This window comes from Rhizobium sp. 32-5/1 (assembly GCF_029537235.1).
Classification (GTDB): domain Bacteria; phylum Pseudomonadota; class Alphaproteobacteria; order Rhizobiales; family Rhizobiaceae; genus Pararhizobium.
In genome coordinates this window covers 1,300,481-1,317,023 of the sequence record NZ_CP120638.1, presented here as the reverse complement: position 1 = coordinate 1,317,023, position 16,543 = coordinate 1,300,481, and the positions used below count along the sequence as shown (strand labels likewise).

General features: G+C 59.6%; 13 protein-coding genes and 1 pseudogene. 9 read left to right on the top strand and 5 right to left on the bottom strand.

The window, feature by feature from the left end; genetic code table 11:
• Positions 1-213: 213 nt before the first annotated feature.
• The 5 genes from bcsA (at position 214) to bcsN (ending at position 7,938) form a co-directional block, all read left to right on the top strand.
• Positions 214-2,469 carry a UDP-forming cellulose synthase catalytic subunit gene (bcsA, locus tag P6U16_RS06855; RefSeq protein WP_277703128.1) on the top strand — a complete coding sequence of 752 codons (2,256 nt, stop codon included), beginning with the start codon at positions 214-216 and terminating at the stop codon, positions 2,467-2,469.
• Entirely contained in the window at positions 2,462-4,837 is a 2,376-nt protein-coding gene (locus tag P6U16_RS06850) for a cellulose biosynthesis cyclic di-GMP-binding regulatory protein BcsB (protein ID WP_277703127.1), read from the top strand. Before bcsA ends, P6U16_RS06850 begins: the two co-directional genes overlap by 8 nt.
• Complete coding sequence (locus tag P6U16_RS06845) at positions 4,834-5,559, top strand: hypothetical protein (RefSeq protein ID WP_277703126.1); 726 nt, start codon at positions 4,834-4,836, stop codon at positions 5,557-5,559. Before P6U16_RS06850 ends, P6U16_RS06845 begins: the two co-directional genes overlap by 4 nt.
• A complete protein-coding gene (locus P6U16_RS06840; protein ID WP_277703125.1) occupies positions 5,556-6,935 on the top strand; it encodes a bacterial transcriptional activator domain-containing protein in 1,380 nt (459 codons plus the stop codon). The genes P6U16_RS06845 and P6U16_RS06840 overlap by 4 nt, the downstream gene beginning before the upstream one ends.
• 112 nt (positions 6,936-7,047) lie before the next feature.
• Positions 7,048-7,938 (top strand): cellulose biosynthesis protein BcsN, encoded by an 891-nt coding sequence (bcsN, locus tag P6U16_RS06835; RefSeq protein ID WP_277703124.1) that lies wholly within the window; start codon positions 7,048-7,050, stop codon positions 7,936-7,938.
• A 13-nt stretch (positions 7,939-7,951) separates the two neighbouring features.
• Here the strand turns inward: bcsN and P6U16_RS06830 are convergent, their stop codons facing one another.
• Entirely contained in the window at positions 7,952-8,833 is an 882-nt protein-coding gene (locus tag P6U16_RS06830; protein ID WP_277703123.1) for a LysR family transcriptional regulator, read from the bottom strand.
• Between the two features lie 10 nt (positions 8,834-8,843).
• Complete coding sequence (locus P6U16_RS06825) at positions 8,844-9,161, bottom strand: antibiotic biosynthesis monooxygenase (protein ID WP_277703122.1); 318 nt, start codon at positions 9,159-9,161, stop codon at positions 8,844-8,846.
• Between the two features lie 124 nt (positions 9,162-9,285).
• Here P6U16_RS06825 and P6U16_RS06820 point away from each other — a divergent pair, with 124 nt between their 5' ends.
• The 3 genes and pseudogenes from P6U16_RS06820 to P6U16_RS06810 all read left to right on the top strand — a co-directional run bounded on the left by P6U16_RS06820 (position 9,286) and on the right by P6U16_RS06810 (position 13,123).
• Positions 9,286-10,782, top strand: a complete 1,497-nt coding sequence (locus tag P6U16_RS06820) for a CoA-acylating methylmalonate-semialdehyde dehydrogenase (RefSeq protein ID WP_277703121.1) — start codon at positions 9,286-9,288, stop codon at positions 10,780-10,782.
• A gap of 190 nt (positions 10,783-10,972) precedes the next feature.
• Positions 10,973-12,064: a YjgN family protein gene (locus tag P6U16_RS06815; protein ID WP_277703120.1), complete on the top strand. Its 1,092-nt coding sequence runs from the start codon at positions 10,973-10,975 to the stop codon at positions 12,062-12,064.
• Positions 12,039-13,123, top strand: a pseudogene (locus P6U16_RS06810) (M48 family metallopeptidase). The gene P6U16_RS06815 and the pseudogene P6U16_RS06810 overlap by 26 nt, the downstream one beginning before the upstream one ends.
• Positions 13,124-13,196: 73 nt before the next feature.
• Here P6U16_RS06810 and P6U16_RS06805 read toward each other — a convergent pair.
• On the bottom strand, positions 13,197-14,225 hold the full coding sequence (locus P6U16_RS06805; protein WP_277703777.1) for a Fe(3+) ABC transporter substrate-binding protein: 1,029 nt from the start codon (positions 14,223-14,225) through the stop codon (positions 13,197-13,199).
• A 199-nt stretch (positions 14,226-14,424) separates the two neighbouring features.
• On the opposite strand from P6U16_RS06805, the gene rirA reads away from it, so the two are divergent.
• Positions 14,425-14,910 (top strand): iron-responsive transcriptional regulator RirA, encoded by a 486-nt coding sequence (gene rirA, locus P6U16_RS06800; protein ID WP_277703119.1) that lies wholly within the window; start codon positions 14,425-14,427, stop codon positions 14,908-14,910.
• A 56-nt stretch (positions 14,911-14,966) separates the two neighbouring features.
• On the opposite strand, the gene P6U16_RS06795 is transcribed toward rirA, so the two are convergent.
• Both P6U16_RS06795 and P6U16_RS06790 read right to left on the bottom strand, forming a co-directional pair.
• Positions 14,967-15,356, bottom strand: a complete 390-nt coding sequence (locus P6U16_RS06795; RefSeq protein ID WP_277703118.1) for a response regulator — start codon at positions 15,354-15,356, stop codon at positions 14,967-14,969.
• A 158-nt stretch (positions 15,357-15,514) separates the two neighbouring features.
• Complete coding sequence (locus P6U16_RS06790; protein ID WP_277703117.1) at positions 15,515-16,225, bottom strand: helix-turn-helix transcriptional regulator; 711 nt, start codon at positions 16,223-16,225, stop codon at positions 15,515-15,517.
• Positions 16,226-16,543 lie beyond the last annotated feature (318 nt).

Here is a 16,543-nt window from a genome sequence, read left to right as displayed (position 1 = left end):
GTCTCCTTCCAGGACTCTTCTGCTTCATTAGGATTCTATTGACCGTTTCCGCCCTAGGGTCTGTCTGTTCGATGTAGAACCGGCGCGCATGATGCGTTGCTGAAATGACAATGAGGCTGGTGGCACATGCGGTGCGGTAAATTTCTGGCGATTCCCGCCGGTGCGGTCGGCTTGACTCTGATCCTCCTGCCAATGAGTTTGCAGGCGCAGCTCATGCTCAGCTTCGCCGTTCTTGGCGTCATGTTCATCGGCATGACGAAGCCGGACAACAGCACGTTCCGGCTGGTCACATTCGTCTTCGCCGCCATTATCGCGCTGCGTTACGGCTTCTGGCGCACGACCGAAACGCTGCCGAGCATTTCCGAGCCTCTCAATTTCATTCCGGGTTTCCTGCTTTATCTCGCCGAAATGTATTGCCTCTGCATGCTGGCGATCAGCTTTTTCATGGTTGTCGATCCGATCAAGCGCAAGACGCCTGATATCGGCGCGAATGCCGATCTGCCGACTGTCGATGTTTTTATCCCAAGCTATAACGAAGATGCCGAACTGCTGGCGGTGACGCTGGCTGCTGCCAAGTCGATGGCCTATCCGAAGGACAAGCTGAAGATCTACCTGCTCGACGACGGCGGCACGGATGCCAAGCGCAATCACAAGGACCCGCATGTTTCGCTTGCTGCAAATCGCCGCCACGATCAGCTGAAGGCCCTTTGCGAGGCCATGGGCGTCCAGTATCACGCCCGCCAGAAGAACGACCACGCCAAGGCCGGCAATCTCAACGAAGGCCTGAAAATCTCCAAGGGCGATCTGGTCGTCGTCTTCGACGCCGACCACGCCCCGGTCCGCGACTTCCTGCGCGAAACGGTCGGCTTCTTCCGCGAGGACGAGAAGCTGTTCCTCGTCCAGACGCCGCACTATTTCCTCAATCCCGACCCACTTGAGAAAAACCTCCAGACCTTTGCGCGCATGCCGTCGGAAAACGAGATGTTCTACTCGATCCTGCAGCGCGGCCTCGACAAGTGGAATGCGTCCTTCTTCTGCGGTTCGGCGGCCGTCCTGCGCCGCTCGGCGCTCGAAACCGTCGATGGCTTTTCCGGCCAGTCGATCACCGAGGATTGTGAAACCGCCCTGTCGCTGCACTGCCAGGGCTGGAACAGCGTCTATATCGACAAGCCGCTGATTGCAGGCTTGCAGCCGGAGACCTTCGTTTCCTTCATCGGCCAGCGCGCCCGCTGGTGCCAGGGCATGCTGCAGATCCTCATTCTCAACCGGCCGTTCCTTGCCAAGGGTCTCTCGCTGCCGCAGCGCCTCTGCTATGCCGGCATCAACACCTTCTGGCTGTTCCCGCTGTCGCGGCTGGCCTTCATGTTCTCGCCGCTGCTCTACATTTTCTTCTCGCTCGAGATCTACAAGGCCAATATTCTCGAATTCGCCTCCTATGCCGTCACCTATCTGGTGAGTTCTTTCGCCATGCAGAGCTATCTCTACGGCAAGGTGCGCTGGCCGTGGATCTCCGAGCTTTACGAATATGTACAGGCCGTGTTCCTGTTCGGCAGCATCATCAGCGTCGTGCGCAATCCGCGCAAGCCGACTTTCAACGTCACGGCCAAGGGCCAGACGCTCGACCAGAGCAAGCTTTCGCCCCTGGCAAAACCCTATTTCGCGATCTTCTTCCTGTTGCTCGCCGCCGCCCTTTACTCCGGTTACCGCGTGCTCACCGAGCCGGTCGCCAGCGAGCTGCTCTTGATCGTCGCCATGTGGAACCTGATCAATCTCGGTCTTGCCGGTGCCGCCCTCGGCGCGATTGCCGAACGCCGCGAACTGCGCCGCAACCAGCGCCTGCCGGTCAAGCGCCATGCTTTGCTGCGCATCGCCGACGCCGTCTGCACCGTCATCATCCAGGATGCCTCCAGCGGCGGGGTTTCGATCGAATTCGTCGATCCAGAGCCGAAGATGGATCTTGCCAATCCGACACGGGCCCAGGTCGAGGTGCGTCGCGGCGGCCAAACGATCGCTTTCAATGTTGTCTACCGCTCGCGCCGAACCATGGAGAAGACCTCGATATATGGCTTCGCCTTTGCCGAGCGCACGCCGGCAACCTTCATGGCGATCGCGGAGCTGATGTATTCCGACCAGTCGGTGCTGCAGGATCGTCTGGTCCGCCGCCAGGTGCGCCGCAACTTCTTCTGGGGCACCAGCCGCTTTGCGCTGTGGAGCCTGACGGAATCGCTGCGCGCCGTTCGCTACAGTGCCGGGCTTATCCGCGAAAGCGTCGCCCATTCCTTCGAGGACGCGCCGATTGTCCTTCAGGACAACAAGGTCGTGCCCGTCGGTCTGCCGGCAAAGACCGCCGACGCAGCAGTCCCGGTCAATACCGCGCCGATTCACACAAGCCCGTCTCAGGTAGGCCCGTCTCAGGCAAGCCCGGTTCATTCAGGCCCGGTACATACAGGAACGCAGCTCTATGGTTAAGTCCCTTAGCGTCAAGACTGTTGGCCTGTCGCTTGCCGCCCTGATGGCGCAGGCCCTGCCGCTTTCCGCCCAGAGCCTGCTCGAGGCGGCACCGGTCGTCACCCGTGCGCAGCCCGGCGCCAGCGAAGCCATCCTGTCGACGCGCGCAGCACCCGTCGAGCCGGAGGAAAACAAGCTCGCCGGTCTCGTGCCCTTCGAACAGTCCGCACCGTCCTACCGGCTTGCCGGCGAAGACGATCTTGGCCGCTTCACCTTCAATCTTTCCGCAGAGCAGGTGGCGCTCGGTGGCAGCTTGTCGCTGCCCTATCGCAATGCAGTGTCCGTCCTGCCGGATACATCGGTGATGGATGTTTCCGTCAATGGCCGGCCGGCCGGCACATTCCGCATCGCGTCCCCCAATGATTTCAAGCCGGAGCTGATCAAGGTCGCTGGTGCTTTGCTGAAGCCCGGCCGCAACGAGGTGACCCTGCGCGCCCGCCAGTTTCACCGCGTCGATTGCTCGCTGGAAGCAACCTATGAACTCTGGAGTGAACTCGATCCGAAGACGAGCGGCTTCATCGCCGCCAAATCGGACGGTTTCAACTTCTTCGATGATGTGTTGACCGTCGCGCGCACCGATGCCGGTTTGACCGATGTCCGGCTGATCCTGCCGCAGACGGCCACGGCCGAAATGCTGAACGATGCAGCACCCGTTCTGCAGACGCTGGCGCTTTTCATGAACCGCGACGATCTCTCCGTCAGCGTCGGCGACAAGCCCGGAACCGGCCCCGGAATCGATCTGTACGTGTCGACTGAAAAGACGCGTGCGCTGCTCGGTGGAGCATCGACGGCCGCCGCTATACCCTATGGTCTTTCCGTCGCAGATGCCGGCGAGCGGGGGCGCGCGATGGTCAGCCTGCGCGGCGCAACCCGTGCCGAAATCAGCAGCCAGTTGCTGGCTGCTATTCGCGGGCCGTTGAAGGAGAGCCTCGACAGCGGCATCTTCGCCACCGGAACCGGCACGATCCGCGCCGATGCGTCAAGCCAATACCAGCTGAGCGATACCGGCTATGAAACGCGGGTCTTCTCCGGTCGCCTGTCGCGCACCGATTTCAACATGGTCATGCCGGCGGATTTTTATCCGGCCGACTACGACACGATCGGCATCCGCCTGTTTGCCGCCACCTCGCCAGGCCTTAAGCGCACCGCGCAGCTTCTCGTGCGGGTCAACGACAAGGTCGTCACCAGCTATCCGTTTCGCAACATCGAGGGCGAACAGTTCGAGGGCAAGCTGATCGAACTGCCGCTGCGGGCTTTTCATCCCGGCGAAAACAAGGTCGAGCTGCTTGCGGAGGTGCCAATGGTGTCAGACGATGTCTGCGCCCCGGAAGCCCGCAACGATGCCCAGCCGCGCTTTATTCTCCTGAAAAACACCGAGATCACCGTGCCGGCGCTGGCGCGTATCAGCCGCCTGCCTGACATCGCGGCTCTGGCCGGCAACGCTTACCCCTACGCCGATGGCAAGCCGTTCGATATTTTTGTTGAGCGTCCGGACGGACAATCCGTCGGCGCGGCACTGACGATGCTCTCGCGGCTGGCGCTTTCGGCCCGCAACCCGCTGAATGCCAATATCCGCCTCAGCGCTGCGATCCCGACCGAGGGCCGCAATGCCCTGGTGATCAAAACGGACAAGGAATTTGCCGAACTCGGCAGTGCCGGCAAAAGCGAGTTTCCGCTGAACGACTTTTCGGACGAAACGGGCGCAGCCTTGGCCGACACCGATCCGTTCAAGACGGCGGCGATCTCAGATGAAGCCATGTTGCAGGCCGTGGCGGTCTCACCGGGAACCGATGATGCCGACGCCTTGCTGGATGCTTTCAAGAAATCGACGACGCAGCCCGATGCGCTGTCCTGGACTGCCCGTATCGGAAACTGGTTCTCCATTGGCGGGGCCCGGTTTGCCCAATGGCTGAACTATGACGACGGGGCAAACAAGACGCTGGCGTTGAAGCCGGATCAGTCGCTCCTCACCCTTTCGCAGATCCCGTCGCCGGAAGGCAGCGCAACGTGGACGGTGCTGCATGCCCGTTCGCCGCGCGATGTGGCGCTCGGTGTCAGGCGTCTCGTCGAGCCGGCCGTATGGAGCAGGCTTGATGGCGGCTCTGCAGAAATCGAAACCGCCAGCCTCTCGGTCAACACCATGCCGGCCGGCACCCATTTCATTGCCGGAATGACCGACAAGAGCCCGGCCAATATCCGCCGTCTCGCCGCCGCCTGGTTCTCCGACAACTTCCAGTTCTACGTCCTGCTTATCGTCGCTTCGATGGGTATTTTCGGGGTTTGGCTCGGCCGGGCCGTTCCGCGCAAGGGTGTGAGGTCCGATCAATGATCAGCAAACGTTTCATCGCTCTGCTTGCCGCGTCCTGCATGCTGCTGCCGGCTTCTGCCCTCGCGCAGGATTCAGCGGCGCTCCTCACCGAGGCAGAAGGCTCGTTTCGCCTGGTGGATGATGCTATGACGGGCGCGGTTTCGAACGAGATCGTAACCGTCGACCCAAAGACCGCAGCAATGGGTGGGCAGCCAACTGTTGTCGTCGCTCAGCCGGTGCCGGATGCGGTGGAACTGGCGGCGCTCTATTATTATGCCGAGCAGAAGCAGGACGAGCGTGTCGCCGCCGAAAGTGCGCGGCTGCGGCTCAAATATCCGGGCTTTGAAATGCCGCAGAATCTCTACCAGCCGCAGACGGCACGGAGCGCCGATGAAACGCTGCTCTGGAAACTCTACCAGAAGAATGATTTCACCGGCATTGACGCCGAGATTATCCGCCTGAAGAGCGAGGCGCCGGACTGGACGCCGACAGCCGATTTCAGCGCAAAGCTGGCGACCAAGAAGCAGCGCGTGTTGATGACGGAGGCTGCGGCGGACAAGAACTGGACGGGCGTGATCCAGGCGGCGAGCGCCATCGATCCGGCGACGGAGACGGAAATCGATCTGCTCTGGCTTTTAATCGATACCTATTCGCAGACCGGCATGCGCGAACCGCTGGCCAGCGTCTATCGCGGCATTCTCTTGAGGAAGGGGACAAGCGCCTGCCGGACGCTGTCCTCGTGACCACGCTCCAGAAGGCGATCCGCGATTTTCCGGCGTCCGAGGTTCAGGCCGTCATATCAAAGCTTTCCGTCACCCCGGCGATGCAGGCCGACCTGCAGCCGGTTGCCTTCGATCTCCTGCGCAAGACGGTCGCCGATTTCAATGCCGACGAAAAGCGCACCGAACCCTTGGCGGATGCCGATCTGGAGCCGCTGAAGCTGGCGACGCAAACCAAACCTGATGCCAGCGACATGGGGCTGCTTGGCTGGTACTACCTGAAGATCAAGCAGCCGTCGGTCAGCGCCCAGTGGTTCAAGAAAGCGCTGGAGCTGAAACCCGACGCCAGCAATGCAAAAGGGCTTTATCTCAGCCTCGCAGCACAGAATCTCGAGGAAGAGGCCTATCAGGTTGCCGCAACGCATCTGAAGGATCTCACCGGCGATCCGGAATTTTTGATGAATGCGCTGTCGCTGCGCTTTGCCAAGCCCGATACGGCGACGATCGACGAGAAGATCGTCGCTTCCTACTCGACAACGATCCTGCAGACGCTGAATGCTGATCACGCCGAAATTCTCGCTTGGTACGCCTATAATTCTAAGCAATATGAGGCTGCGGCAGCCTGGTTCGGCAAGTCGATCGACTGGAAGGTGGCACCGGCGCGCGTCAAGGGTCTGGCGCTGTCGATGATGCGCCTCTCGCAAAAGCAGGAATTTGCCGCGCTTCAGGAAAAGTACGGGGATCTCTACCCGGAGATCTGGACCGAGATCAAGGTCGCGCCCGCGCCCAAGGGCAAGAAGGCAGCGGCGGTGATCAAGCCGCGCGGGGCGATCCAGGCCAATTATTTCCGCAATTTCCAGGCCAAGCGGTACAGCGCCTGCATCAGTGACCTGAGCGACCTACGTGCCCGCGGCCAGATGACCTCCAATGCGTCGTTGATCGGTGGCTGGTGTTATCTGGGTCTTAGCCGGCTGTCCGAAGCCCGCGCCTCCTTCGCCGAGGCGATGACCGCCGGCGGGCAGGCGCAGGCTGATGCGGCCTATGGTACGGCGCTGACGCTTTTGCGCGGCAAGCTGACCGACGATGCCGAGGCGATCCTGCGTGCCTATCCGATGACGACGGAACGCGATCGTGAAGTGCGCGCCGAAATCTACGTGCAACGCGCCCGCTCCGCCTTTGACCAGGGGCAATACCAGAATACCCTCGACGCGCTGAACACCCGGGCGACGCTGGTTGCCGAACCGACCGATCTCAGCCAGCTGCGCGGCTGGTCCTATTATCACCTGGGCAACAGGGGCATGGCCAAGCAGGTCTTCCAGCGGCTGAACGATCATCTGAACGATACGGCATCGCGGCGCGGCCTGGTCGAGGCCTCGCGTGTCGAAGGAGCCCGTCAATGATCCGCAGGCTTTTCTGGTTGGTTCCGATTTTGCTATCCGGCTGCAATACCGTTGATGATCCGTTTCTCCAGACCTCCGCGCTAACACGCGACACGGCGAGGAGGCACCGACGTTGGCGAGTTCGGTGTCACCGGAGTTTGCGCTCGGTTCCATTCCCGTGATCGGCAGCCCTGCGACAGCGGTCCGTCAAACCGCGCGCAAGAATTATGCGCAACAGACGATCGTCTACGGCAACGCCACCGATCTTCCCGGCGAAAACACGCTGGTTGTCACGGTCGGTGCCCCCGGCAGCGAGAAGGGGTTTGCACGCGCCCCATCGGCAGGCGATATTCGCGCCGAAATCGCCACCGCATTCTCCGGCGTCGATATGAAGATCAGCAATGTCATCGGCGACAATGCCTATGGCACGTACGGCTATGCAGCCGGCACAACCGGCAAAAACGGCAGTTGCATCTATGCGTGGCAACTGGCGCGGAACATCAGCGCCCGCGACGGCGCCGGCTTTTCAGCGCTCGGGAGTTCGAAATACGCAGCGCAGGTTCGCCTGCGCTATTGCGCGCCGTCCACCTCGGTAGAGCAACTCGTCGGTCTGATGAACGGCCTGCGGCTCAAGCCCGTGACGGCAGGGACGTTCGACATGCTCCGCAGTGCGGGAGGGCAGGGGTTCGCCGCCACGACGTCCGTTCCGGTCCTGCAACCGGTCGTCCAACAGGCTGCCATCGCAACGGAGCCGGCGATACAGCGCAAGCGCGTTCGCCGGGCCGAAAGTCTGGCGGCTGTCGAAGCGGTGCAGGAGGAGCCTGTGACAGAGGATCAGGGCGGCATCAAGAACGCTGCCAAGATTCCGCTGCCGGGAGCCGCCGCGGACAAGGATGCCAAAGCGGCAATGGCCGTTGTGCAAGATATCCCTGCTGAAAAAGCCGCCGAAGCCGTATCGGCGCAAACGCAGATCGCCAAACCGTCGCTGATCCCGCTGCCGGGCGCCGTGGCCGCGACGGAATAATCGCGCGCCCGGATTACAGAAAAATCCGGTGCTCGGCTGTGACCAGTTCCTGCAGGAAATCCGCGACGGTGCGAACCCGCACCAGATCACGGGCGCTTTCATGATAGGTGGTCCAGTAGGCGCGCCTTATCACCGTATCCGGCAGTATGCGGACGAGTTCCGGATATTGCCGCGCTATATAGTTGTGCAGGATGCCGATACCGGCGCCGGAGCGTACGGCTTCCGTCTGGCCGGTCGCGCTGGAAATCTCGAAGGCCGCATCCCAGCTGCGCATCACTTCGGCTGTAAAATTCAGCGAAGCTGTGAAGATCAGGTCTTCGACATAACCGATCCGCCGGTGGCTTTTCAGCGCCTCGACCGCAGCCGGCGTACCGTAGTCTGCAAGATAAGTCTTCGAGGCATAGAGGCCGAGCGTGTAGTCCGTCAGCTTCGATGAAATCAGCCGTCCCTGTTCGGGCCGTTCCAGCGTGATCGCGATATCGGCTTCACGCTGCGAAAGCGAAAAAGAACGCGGAACCGGTACGAGCTGGATGCGCAGTTCCGGATAGCGTGCCGTCAGCCGTCCAAGCCGCGAGCTCAGGAACGAGACGCCGAAGCCATCAGGCGCGCCGATCCGCACGGTGCCGGCGATTGCCGTGTCGATGCGGCCGATCTGCGACTGCGCTGCCAGCATTTCGGTTTCCATGCGCTCGGCGGCATTGAGGAAGATTTCGCCCTCCGCCGTAAGGTCGCAACCATTTGTTCGCCGGATCAGCAACCGCGTCTTCAGCGATTCCTCCAGTGCTGTGACGCGCCGGCTGAGCGTGGCATGGTTGACGCCGATGCGCTTGGAAGCGGCGAGAATCTGGCCGCTGCGCGCGACGGCAAGGAACATGCGCACATCGTCCCAGTTCATGCGGCTCTCCTCATTTTGAGCGCATGGCGATGGGTTCAAGCTCGACAAGATCGAGAGACTTCACCATGTCGGCCGTCGCGGTTTTGTATTTGAGGAAATGCGCCGTCTTGAGATGGGCTTCGTAAGCCTCCCGACTGGCATAGACTTCGAGAATGCGAATGTTGGCAGGGTTGCCTTTGACCGCCACCGCATGCAGCATCAGGACGCCCGCTTCGTTTTCGACCGAGGCTTCAATTTCTTCCTTGAGTAGCGCCGTATAAGCAGCAATGTGCGCCGGTTCGATCTGCAGTTCGGCCATCCTCACGACTTTTTCTGTATCGACAACCATCAAAGTCTCCATTTTCAGATTCCGGGCTTCAATATACGCACAACGGTTGCTGATTATCGCGCGTTGATTTGTGCATATTGTAGTGCGACACTCCGCCCATAATCAAGATCAGGAGGATCACCCCATGTACGAGATCGGTCATTTCATTGGCGGCCAGCGCGTTTCCGGCACCAGCGGCCGCACGGCCAATATCTTCAATCCGGCAACCGGTGAAGTTCAGGCCACCGTGGCGCTTGCCAGCGACGCGGAAATGAATGCTGCCGTCGAGAACGCCAAGGCAGCCCAGCCGAAATGGGCCGCCACCAACCCGCAGCGCCGCGCCCGCGTTTTCATGAAGTTCGTTCAGCTTCTGAACGACAATATGGATGACCTTGCGGAAATGCTGTCGCGCGAGCATGGCAAGACCATCGACGATGCCAAGGGCGACGTTATCAGAGGTCTCGAAGTCTGCGAATTCGTCATCGGCATTCCGCATCTGTCGAAGAGCGAATTCACCGAAGGTGCCGGTCCGAACATCGACATGTATTCGATCCGCCAGGCTGTCGGCATCGGCGCCGGCATCACGCCGTTCAACTTCCCGGCCATGATCCCGATGTGGATGTTCGCGCCGGCGATCGCCTGCGGCAACGCCTTCATCCTGAAGCCTTCCGAGCGCGACCCGTCCGTGCCGATCCGCCTCGCAGAACTGATGATCGAAGCCGGTCTCCCGGCCGGCATCCTCAACGTCGTGAATGGCGACAAGTCGGCTGTCGACGCGATCCTGAAACATCCCGACATTTCCGCCGTATCCTTCGTCGGCTCGACGCCGATCGCCCGCTACGTCTATGGCACGGCTGCGATGAACGGCAAGCGCGCCCAGTGCTTCGGCGGCGCCAAGAACCACATGATCATCATGCCCGATGCCGATCTCGACCAGGCCGCCAACGCCCTGATGGGCGCCGGTTACGGTTCGGCCGGCGAGCGCTGCATGGCGATCTCGGTGGCCGTCCCGGTCGGCGAGGAAACCGCCAACCGGCTGATCGAAAAGCTGACGCCGATGGTCGAGAGCCTGCGGATCGGTCCCTATACCGATGAAAAGGCCGATCTCGGCCCTGTTGTCACCAAGGAAGCCCAGGCCCGCATTCTTGGCCTGATCAACAAGGGTGTCGAAGAAGGCGCGAACCTCGTCGTCGACGGCCGCGATTTCAAGCTTCAGGGCTATGAAAACGGCTATTTCGTCGGTGGCTGCCTGTTCGACAACGTCACGCCGGACATGGATATCTACAAGACCGAAATCTTCGGCCCGGTCCTCTCCGTCGTTCGCGCCAAGACCTATGAAGAAGCGCTCGACCTGCCTATGAAGCACGAATACGGCAACGGCGTCGCGATCTACACCCGCGACGGCGACGCTGCCCGCGACTTCGCCTCGCGCATCAATATCGGCATGGTCGGCATCAACGTGCCGATCCCTGTTCCGCTCGCTTATCACTCCTTCGGCGGCTGGAAGTCCTCGTCCTTCGGCGATCTCAACCAGCACGGCACGGATTCGATCAAGTTCTGGACCCGTACCAAGACGGTCACCAGCCGCTGGCCGTCGGGCATCAAGGATGGCGCGGAATTCGTCATGCCGACGATGAAGTAGTCTGAACGATCGTTTCACATCCTCCCAGAACTGGACCTCCGAAAGGAGGTCCTTTTTTTGTTTTGCAGTATTGTCAGGCGCGCCCATCTTGACCTTGGCTTTTGCCCGGTCCAGAGTTTTCGACTGACGGCCGAATATCGGGGGATTGTCGGCCGTTCTCTGATGTATCGACCGAAACCTGGGGGAAACCATGGCCGTAACCGAGAGTGCGCCGCTGCCTGCTGCGTCTGAAACCTGGCATCGCCTGTCCTTTACCGGAAGCGGCAAAGAGTATTTCGGCATCTGGATCGTCAATATCCTGCTGACGATCATTACCGTCGGGATTTACTCTGCCTGGGCCAAGGTTCGCCGTAACCGCTATTTCTACGGCAATACGGTGCTGCTCGGCCGTGCCTTCGAATATCATGCCAAGGGCATGCAGATTTTCATCGGCCGCATCATCGTGTTCGCCTATCTGATCATCTACAACGTGCTTCTGACCGTGGTGCCGCTGGTCGGCATAGGCATGGCCGTGCTCATCCTGTTCTTCATTCCCTGGCTGGTGATGCGTGGCCTGCGCTTCAGTGCCCGGGTCACCAGCTATCGCAATGTCCGGTTCAATTTCGTCGGCGGTGTCGGCGGCGCCTTCCTCGCCTTTCTGGTTGGCCCGATCCTGGCGGCGCTGACGCTCGGCATCCTTGCGCCGCTCGCCAGCCGCTGGATGTACCGCTATATCGGCAACAACATGCGCTATGGCACAAAGGCGTTTACCACCAATCCAGGCCTCGGTGCGATCTACAAGACCTGGTTCCTGTCGGCGCTGATCATCCTGCTTGGCCTCTTGATCATCGGCTTCGTGCTGTTCATCAACATGTCGGTCCTTTTTGCGGTGATCGACAATCCGCAGGCCATCCCGCCGGAGTTGCACGCCGCACTGATCACAATGGGTGTCATCGGTTATCTCGTGGTTCTCGTCTCCTTCGGCATCGCAGCGCTTGTCTATCGGGCCGGCGTTCGCAATATCGCCTGGTCGTCCTCAGTCTTTGACGGCGCGCATCCGCTGAAAAGCGATCTGTCGCGCGCGGGTTATGTCTGGATAACGATCAGCAACCTGATCGTGACGCTGCTGACACTCGGCCTGATGCGGCCATGGGCTGCCGTGCGCATGGCGCGCTATGTCAACACGCATACGGCTGTGCGGTTCTCCGGCGATGTCGGCGAGGTTTTCGCCGTCGCCGAAAAGGATGGATCTGCTGTCGGGGCCGAATTCATGTCCTATGAAGGCTTCGATTTTGGCTTTTGATAGCCGGATCATTGCCGAAGGCGAGTGGCATCCGGCTAATTCCAGCCTGTCGGTGGTTGCTCGTCTCATCGAGACATCGACAGGTCTCGTTGTGGAGCGCGTATCGACTGGCGAACCCCTCGCCAGCGGTTCACAGCGCGCCATCGAGATTTCGTCGCGGGTCGGCTCGATCCCGCGGCGTGTCCACTTTTCCGACGCTTCCCTGTTCGAAACGACGGACAATGAGGCGATCGATCGCCTGTTGTCCCGGTCAGGCCGCCGCGGGACAGGTTTCGTCCACGGCCTCGAGCGCTTCCATCCACGGCTGATCGCGCTGGTCGTCGCCACATTCCTGCTGGCTGGCCTTGTCTATCGCTACGCCCTGCCGGTGCTGGTCGAAGTGGCTGTGGCGGTGACGCCGCCGGTCGTCCCGAAGATCATGTCCGTCAGCACGCTGGAGACCATGGATCGGACCATGCTCAGTCCCTCCCGGCTCGATGCGGCAAAACAGCGGGAGATTTCGGAAGGCTTCGCCAGGATCGCTGCCCTGTCCACGCGTGGTTTGGCGGGCTACAGCCTGAACTTCCGCGAGGGCGGCGCCATTGGCCCGAACGCCTTCGCATTGCCGGACGGCACGCTGGTTCTGACCGATGAACTGGTGAAGCTGGCCGATGGCGACGACGAGATGATCATCGGCGTCCTTGCCCATGAGATCGGCCATGTCGAACTGGAACACAGCCTGCGGCAGATTTATCGGGCGGCGGGCACGGCCGGCCTGATCATGATGCTTGCCGGCGATGTTGGATCGAGCATGGAGGACCTTCTGGTCCAGGGGGCGGGCTTCTGGCGCTGTCCCATTCGCGCACGGCGGAAGCCGCCGCCGATCGCCATTCCGTGGAACTGATGTCGAAGGCGGGTTATGACGCGACGGCGATTGCCCGTTTCTTCGCGCTGCTTGAAAAGAAACTCGGGGATCGGTCGGGCACCAGCATGCTATCGACCCATCCAGGCACGCCGGAACGTAAGCGGGATATTCTCGACTATGCGGGTGCACTCAAGGCAAAGCAGCAGCCGCAGTAACCGTCATTACCGGTCATGAAAAAGGCAGCCGCTCGGAAGAGGGCTGCCTTTTCCATGTTTATGTTTCGGACGATTACATTTCAGCGCCGTCGTTGTAGCCGACCTTGTCGACCAGTTCCGAAGCCTTCTTGCGGTTTGCGGCAATGTCGGAAAGCGGCAGCGGGTCCGCCTTGATCGGGCCGAAGGACTTGACGATGGCGGACGGTTCTTCACCCGGCTTGACCGGATATTCGAACACCTGCTCGGCATAGATCTTCTGGGCTTCGCCTTCCGACAGGAATTCCATCAGCTTGATGGCATTGTCCTTGTTCGGTGCGTTCTTGGCGAGCGCCATGCCGGAAATGTTGACATGGGTGCCACGGTCGCCGGCATTCGGGAACATGACCTTGATGGCGCCGGCCCATTCCTTCTGTTCCGGCTCCTTTTCGTTGGTCATCATCAGGCCGACATAATAGCTGTTACCGAGCGCGATATCGCATTCGCCGGCGAAGATCGCCTTTGCCTGGTCGCGGTCGCCGCCATCAGGCTTGCGGGCGAGGTTGTTCTTCAGGCCCGTCAACCACTTTTCGGTTTCGGCTTCGCCGTGATGGGCGATCATCGAGGCAAAAAGGCCGACATTGTAGGAATGCTGTCCGTCACGGGTGCAGATCTTGCCCTTCCACTTCGGATCGGCGAGTTCCTCATAGGTGATTTCCGTCTGGGAAACGCGGTCCTTCGAGGCATAGACCACGCGGCCGCGCGTCGTCAGGCCGAACCAGTTACCTTCAGGATCGCGATACTGGGCCGGGATGTCCTTGTTGATGGCTTCGTCGCTGACGGCCTGCGTGACGCCGGCATCCTTGGCTTCCGTCAGGCGGCTGATATCGACGGTGAGAATGACGTCGGCCGGCGAATTGGCGCCCTCTGCCTGGATACGCTCAACCAGCCCCTTGTCGAGGAAGAGAACATTGGTGGCAATGCCGGTTTCCTTGGTAAAGGCGTCGAGCAGCGGCTGGATCAGTTCCGGCTGGCGATAGGAATAGATATTGACCTCACCGTCGGCCAGCGCCTGTGCGCTGAAGGCCGTCAGCGCCGTCGTCACGGTCAGCGCGGAAAGCATCATCGTCTTGAATGGCATGGTGTCCTCCTTGGTGTATTTAACTTAACTAATGCGCTCACCTTTTGCAGAAGCCGGACTGGACAGTCAAGCGCGAAGCTGATCAAGTTCACGTCAAAATGATTTTCTGCTTTTTGGAATTGTTCCAAACTACGTTCCGCCTTATATGAGGTGGAGTGCAGTTTCGAATCTCCCGGAGTAAGTGATGCGCCTGACGAAGCAAACGAACTACGCAGTCCGCATGCTCATGTATTGTGCGGCCAATGACGGGCATCTCAGCCGCATCCCGGAAATCGCGAAAGCCTATGGCGTATCCGAACTGTTTCTGTTCAAGATTCTCCAGCCCCTGAACAAGGCTGGACTGGTCGAGACGGTGCGTGGCCGCAATGGCGGGGTGCGCCTGCCCAAGCCTGCGTCCGAGATCAGCCTGTTCGATATCGTCAAGGTCACCGAGGACAGCTTTGCCATGGCGGAATGCTTCGAGGCTGGCGAAATCGATTGCCCGCTCGTTGATAGCTGCGGCCTGAACGCTGCGCTGCGCAAGGCGCTCAATGCGTTTTTCGAAGTGCTGCAGCAGTATTCGATCGATGACCTCGTCAAGGCCCGCCCACAGATCAACTTCCTGCTCGGGCTTGAAGAGACACGGCGTCCGCTAAAGGTTTCCTCACCGGCAGCACAGACGGCCGCTTAACGGACCGTCTTTGGGAGAGCGGCCGGATGCCGGATCTTCCATGGTGTCAAGTATCGTCAGTTCTTGCTTACATATTCGCGCAGAATAAACTCGATTGCCGTTGGATCGAGTTCTGATTTGTCGATGCGGAAATCGGCGCCGTATTCCTCGAATTTTTGGAAATACGGATCGGCAAGCGATGACGAGATCACGCCGATCGGTCCGATGAAGCCTTGCTGGCGCATGGCCGGCACCGTCTCTCTGAAATCTGCCTGCGGCTGCAGCCGGTTATCCATCAGCACCATGTTGACGGGATTACCCGCGCGAATGAAGTCGAGTGCACCGTCGATTGTTTCGCAATAGTGCAGTTCTATCGAGGCGCTCGTGACCTTCTTCATCAACGCACGCAGGATTACGTTCTCCGCCGGGTCATCATCAACAAGTAATATGTGAATTATCTGTGTCATGGTGGCTCTGACGTTTTCTTGAGGGTGCGTAGAAACGGATTGGTATGCTTTTTTGATGTCAGAACCTGGTTCTGGTCGTCCTTAGGAATTCTTCAGCATGCTGAAGGCAACGCGACCAGTGCCGAGTGACGGCCATTCAAGTACCAAACATCTTCATATTACTGTATAATTTGCTCTCGAATTGCCTTTGCCACCATCTGTGTCCGGTTGACGACGTCCAGTTTCTTCAAGATCGTTGCTGTGTGGGAATTGACGGTGTGCTCCGACACGGAAACGATCAGGGCGATTTCGCTTGCCGTTTTTCCGTGAGAAATCCACCGCAGGATTTCCGTTTCACGCGGCGTCAATCCCATCCCTGCTTTATTGGAAAGCACCAGCCTATAGAAGTAATCAAAGGCGGCAATGGCGTCATAACACAGTTCGAAATGTTCCCTGCGCTCGATATCCTCGCTGTCACCAAGAAAGAGAATAGCATAGCGCGCGCCGTTGATGCCGTTCACCGGCACACAAAGCAAAAGATCGAAACCCAGTTGTGCAAGAAGGTTGCTGCCATTGCCCAAATGTGGGTCATCTGCCTTCCAGACGGAAGGGATGGTGGAGGCATGCAGGCTCTTGTAGACGACAGAATCACCAAAACGATGCCGCTTGTCGTATTCTTCGGCAAGGCCGGACGGCAGATCATGCAACGTCAAGCGATTCGACAACATGCAGGCGTCGTTTTCATTTCCAAGTTGCAGGATACCGAAGTGATCGAACCCGAAGCGGAGGGCCATAGTGTGAAATATGCGGAAAAAATCAACGCGATTGAGAGCTTTCTCCAAATCGTTGAAGATGTCGTATCGCCGATGGTTCTTCAGAAGAGTTGCCACGGTGCGGCCGTCCCCCTAGTTCCGCAAAGACCAGTTTAGCGTGTGAATCGCCATAAGCAACTGTTTCGAGAACTTAAAGATTATACTTGGGGAGTTTTAGCGGTGTGCTGCCATCGTGCTGGGGTGCCGGCGAGAGGGAGAACTGCCTCACTGTGCTTTCAGGTTCCCCGCCTGGTCACCGAAAACAGAACAGTCCTCCCCGCCCCGCCGGATGCTTATCGCATCTGCGCTCGATCTTTGCTATCGGTGCACCTCAGGATTGACTTTTCGTAGGTATGGAAAAGTGATTCGTATTGGTGCATTTGGTGATTTACCGTA

Coding starts and splice junctions, on each gene's coding strand:
- bcsA (WP_277703128.1), top strand. CDS start 214: ATGCTCAGCTTCGCCGTTCTTGGCGTCATGTTCATCGGCATGACGAAG.
- P6U16_RS06850 (WP_277703127.1), top strand. CDS start 2,462: ATGGTTAAGTCCCTTAGCGTCAAGACTGTTGGCCTGTCGCTTGCCGCC.
- P6U16_RS06845 (WP_277703126.1), top strand. CDS start 4,834: ATGATCAGCAAACGTTTCATCGCTCTGCTTGCCGCGTCCTGCATGCTG.
- P6U16_RS06830 (WP_277703123.1), bottom strand. CDS start 8,833: ATGAACTGGGACGATGTGCGCATGTTCCTTGCCGTCGCGCGCAGCGGC.
- P6U16_RS06825 (WP_277703122.1), bottom strand. CDS start 9,161: ATGGTTGTCGATACAGAAAAAGTCGTGAGGATGGCCGAACTGCAGATC.
- P6U16_RS06820 (WP_277703121.1), top strand. CDS start 9,286: ATGTACGAGATCGGTCATTTCATTGGCGGCCAGCGCGTTTCCGGCACC.
- P6U16_RS06815 (WP_277703120.1), top strand. CDS start 10,973: ATGGCCGTAACCGAGAGTGCGCCGCTGCCTGCTGCGTCTGAAACCTGG.
- P6U16_RS06805 (WP_277703777.1), bottom strand. CDS start 14,225: ATGATGCTTTCCGCGCTGACCGTGACGACGGCGCTGACGGCCTTCAGC.
- rirA (WP_277703119.1), top strand. CDS start 14,425: ATGCGCCTGACGAAGCAAACGAACTACGCAGTCCGCATGCTCATGTAT.
- P6U16_RS06795 (WP_277703118.1), bottom strand. CDS start 15,356: ATGACACAGATAATTCACATATTACTTGTTGATGATGACCCGGCGGAG.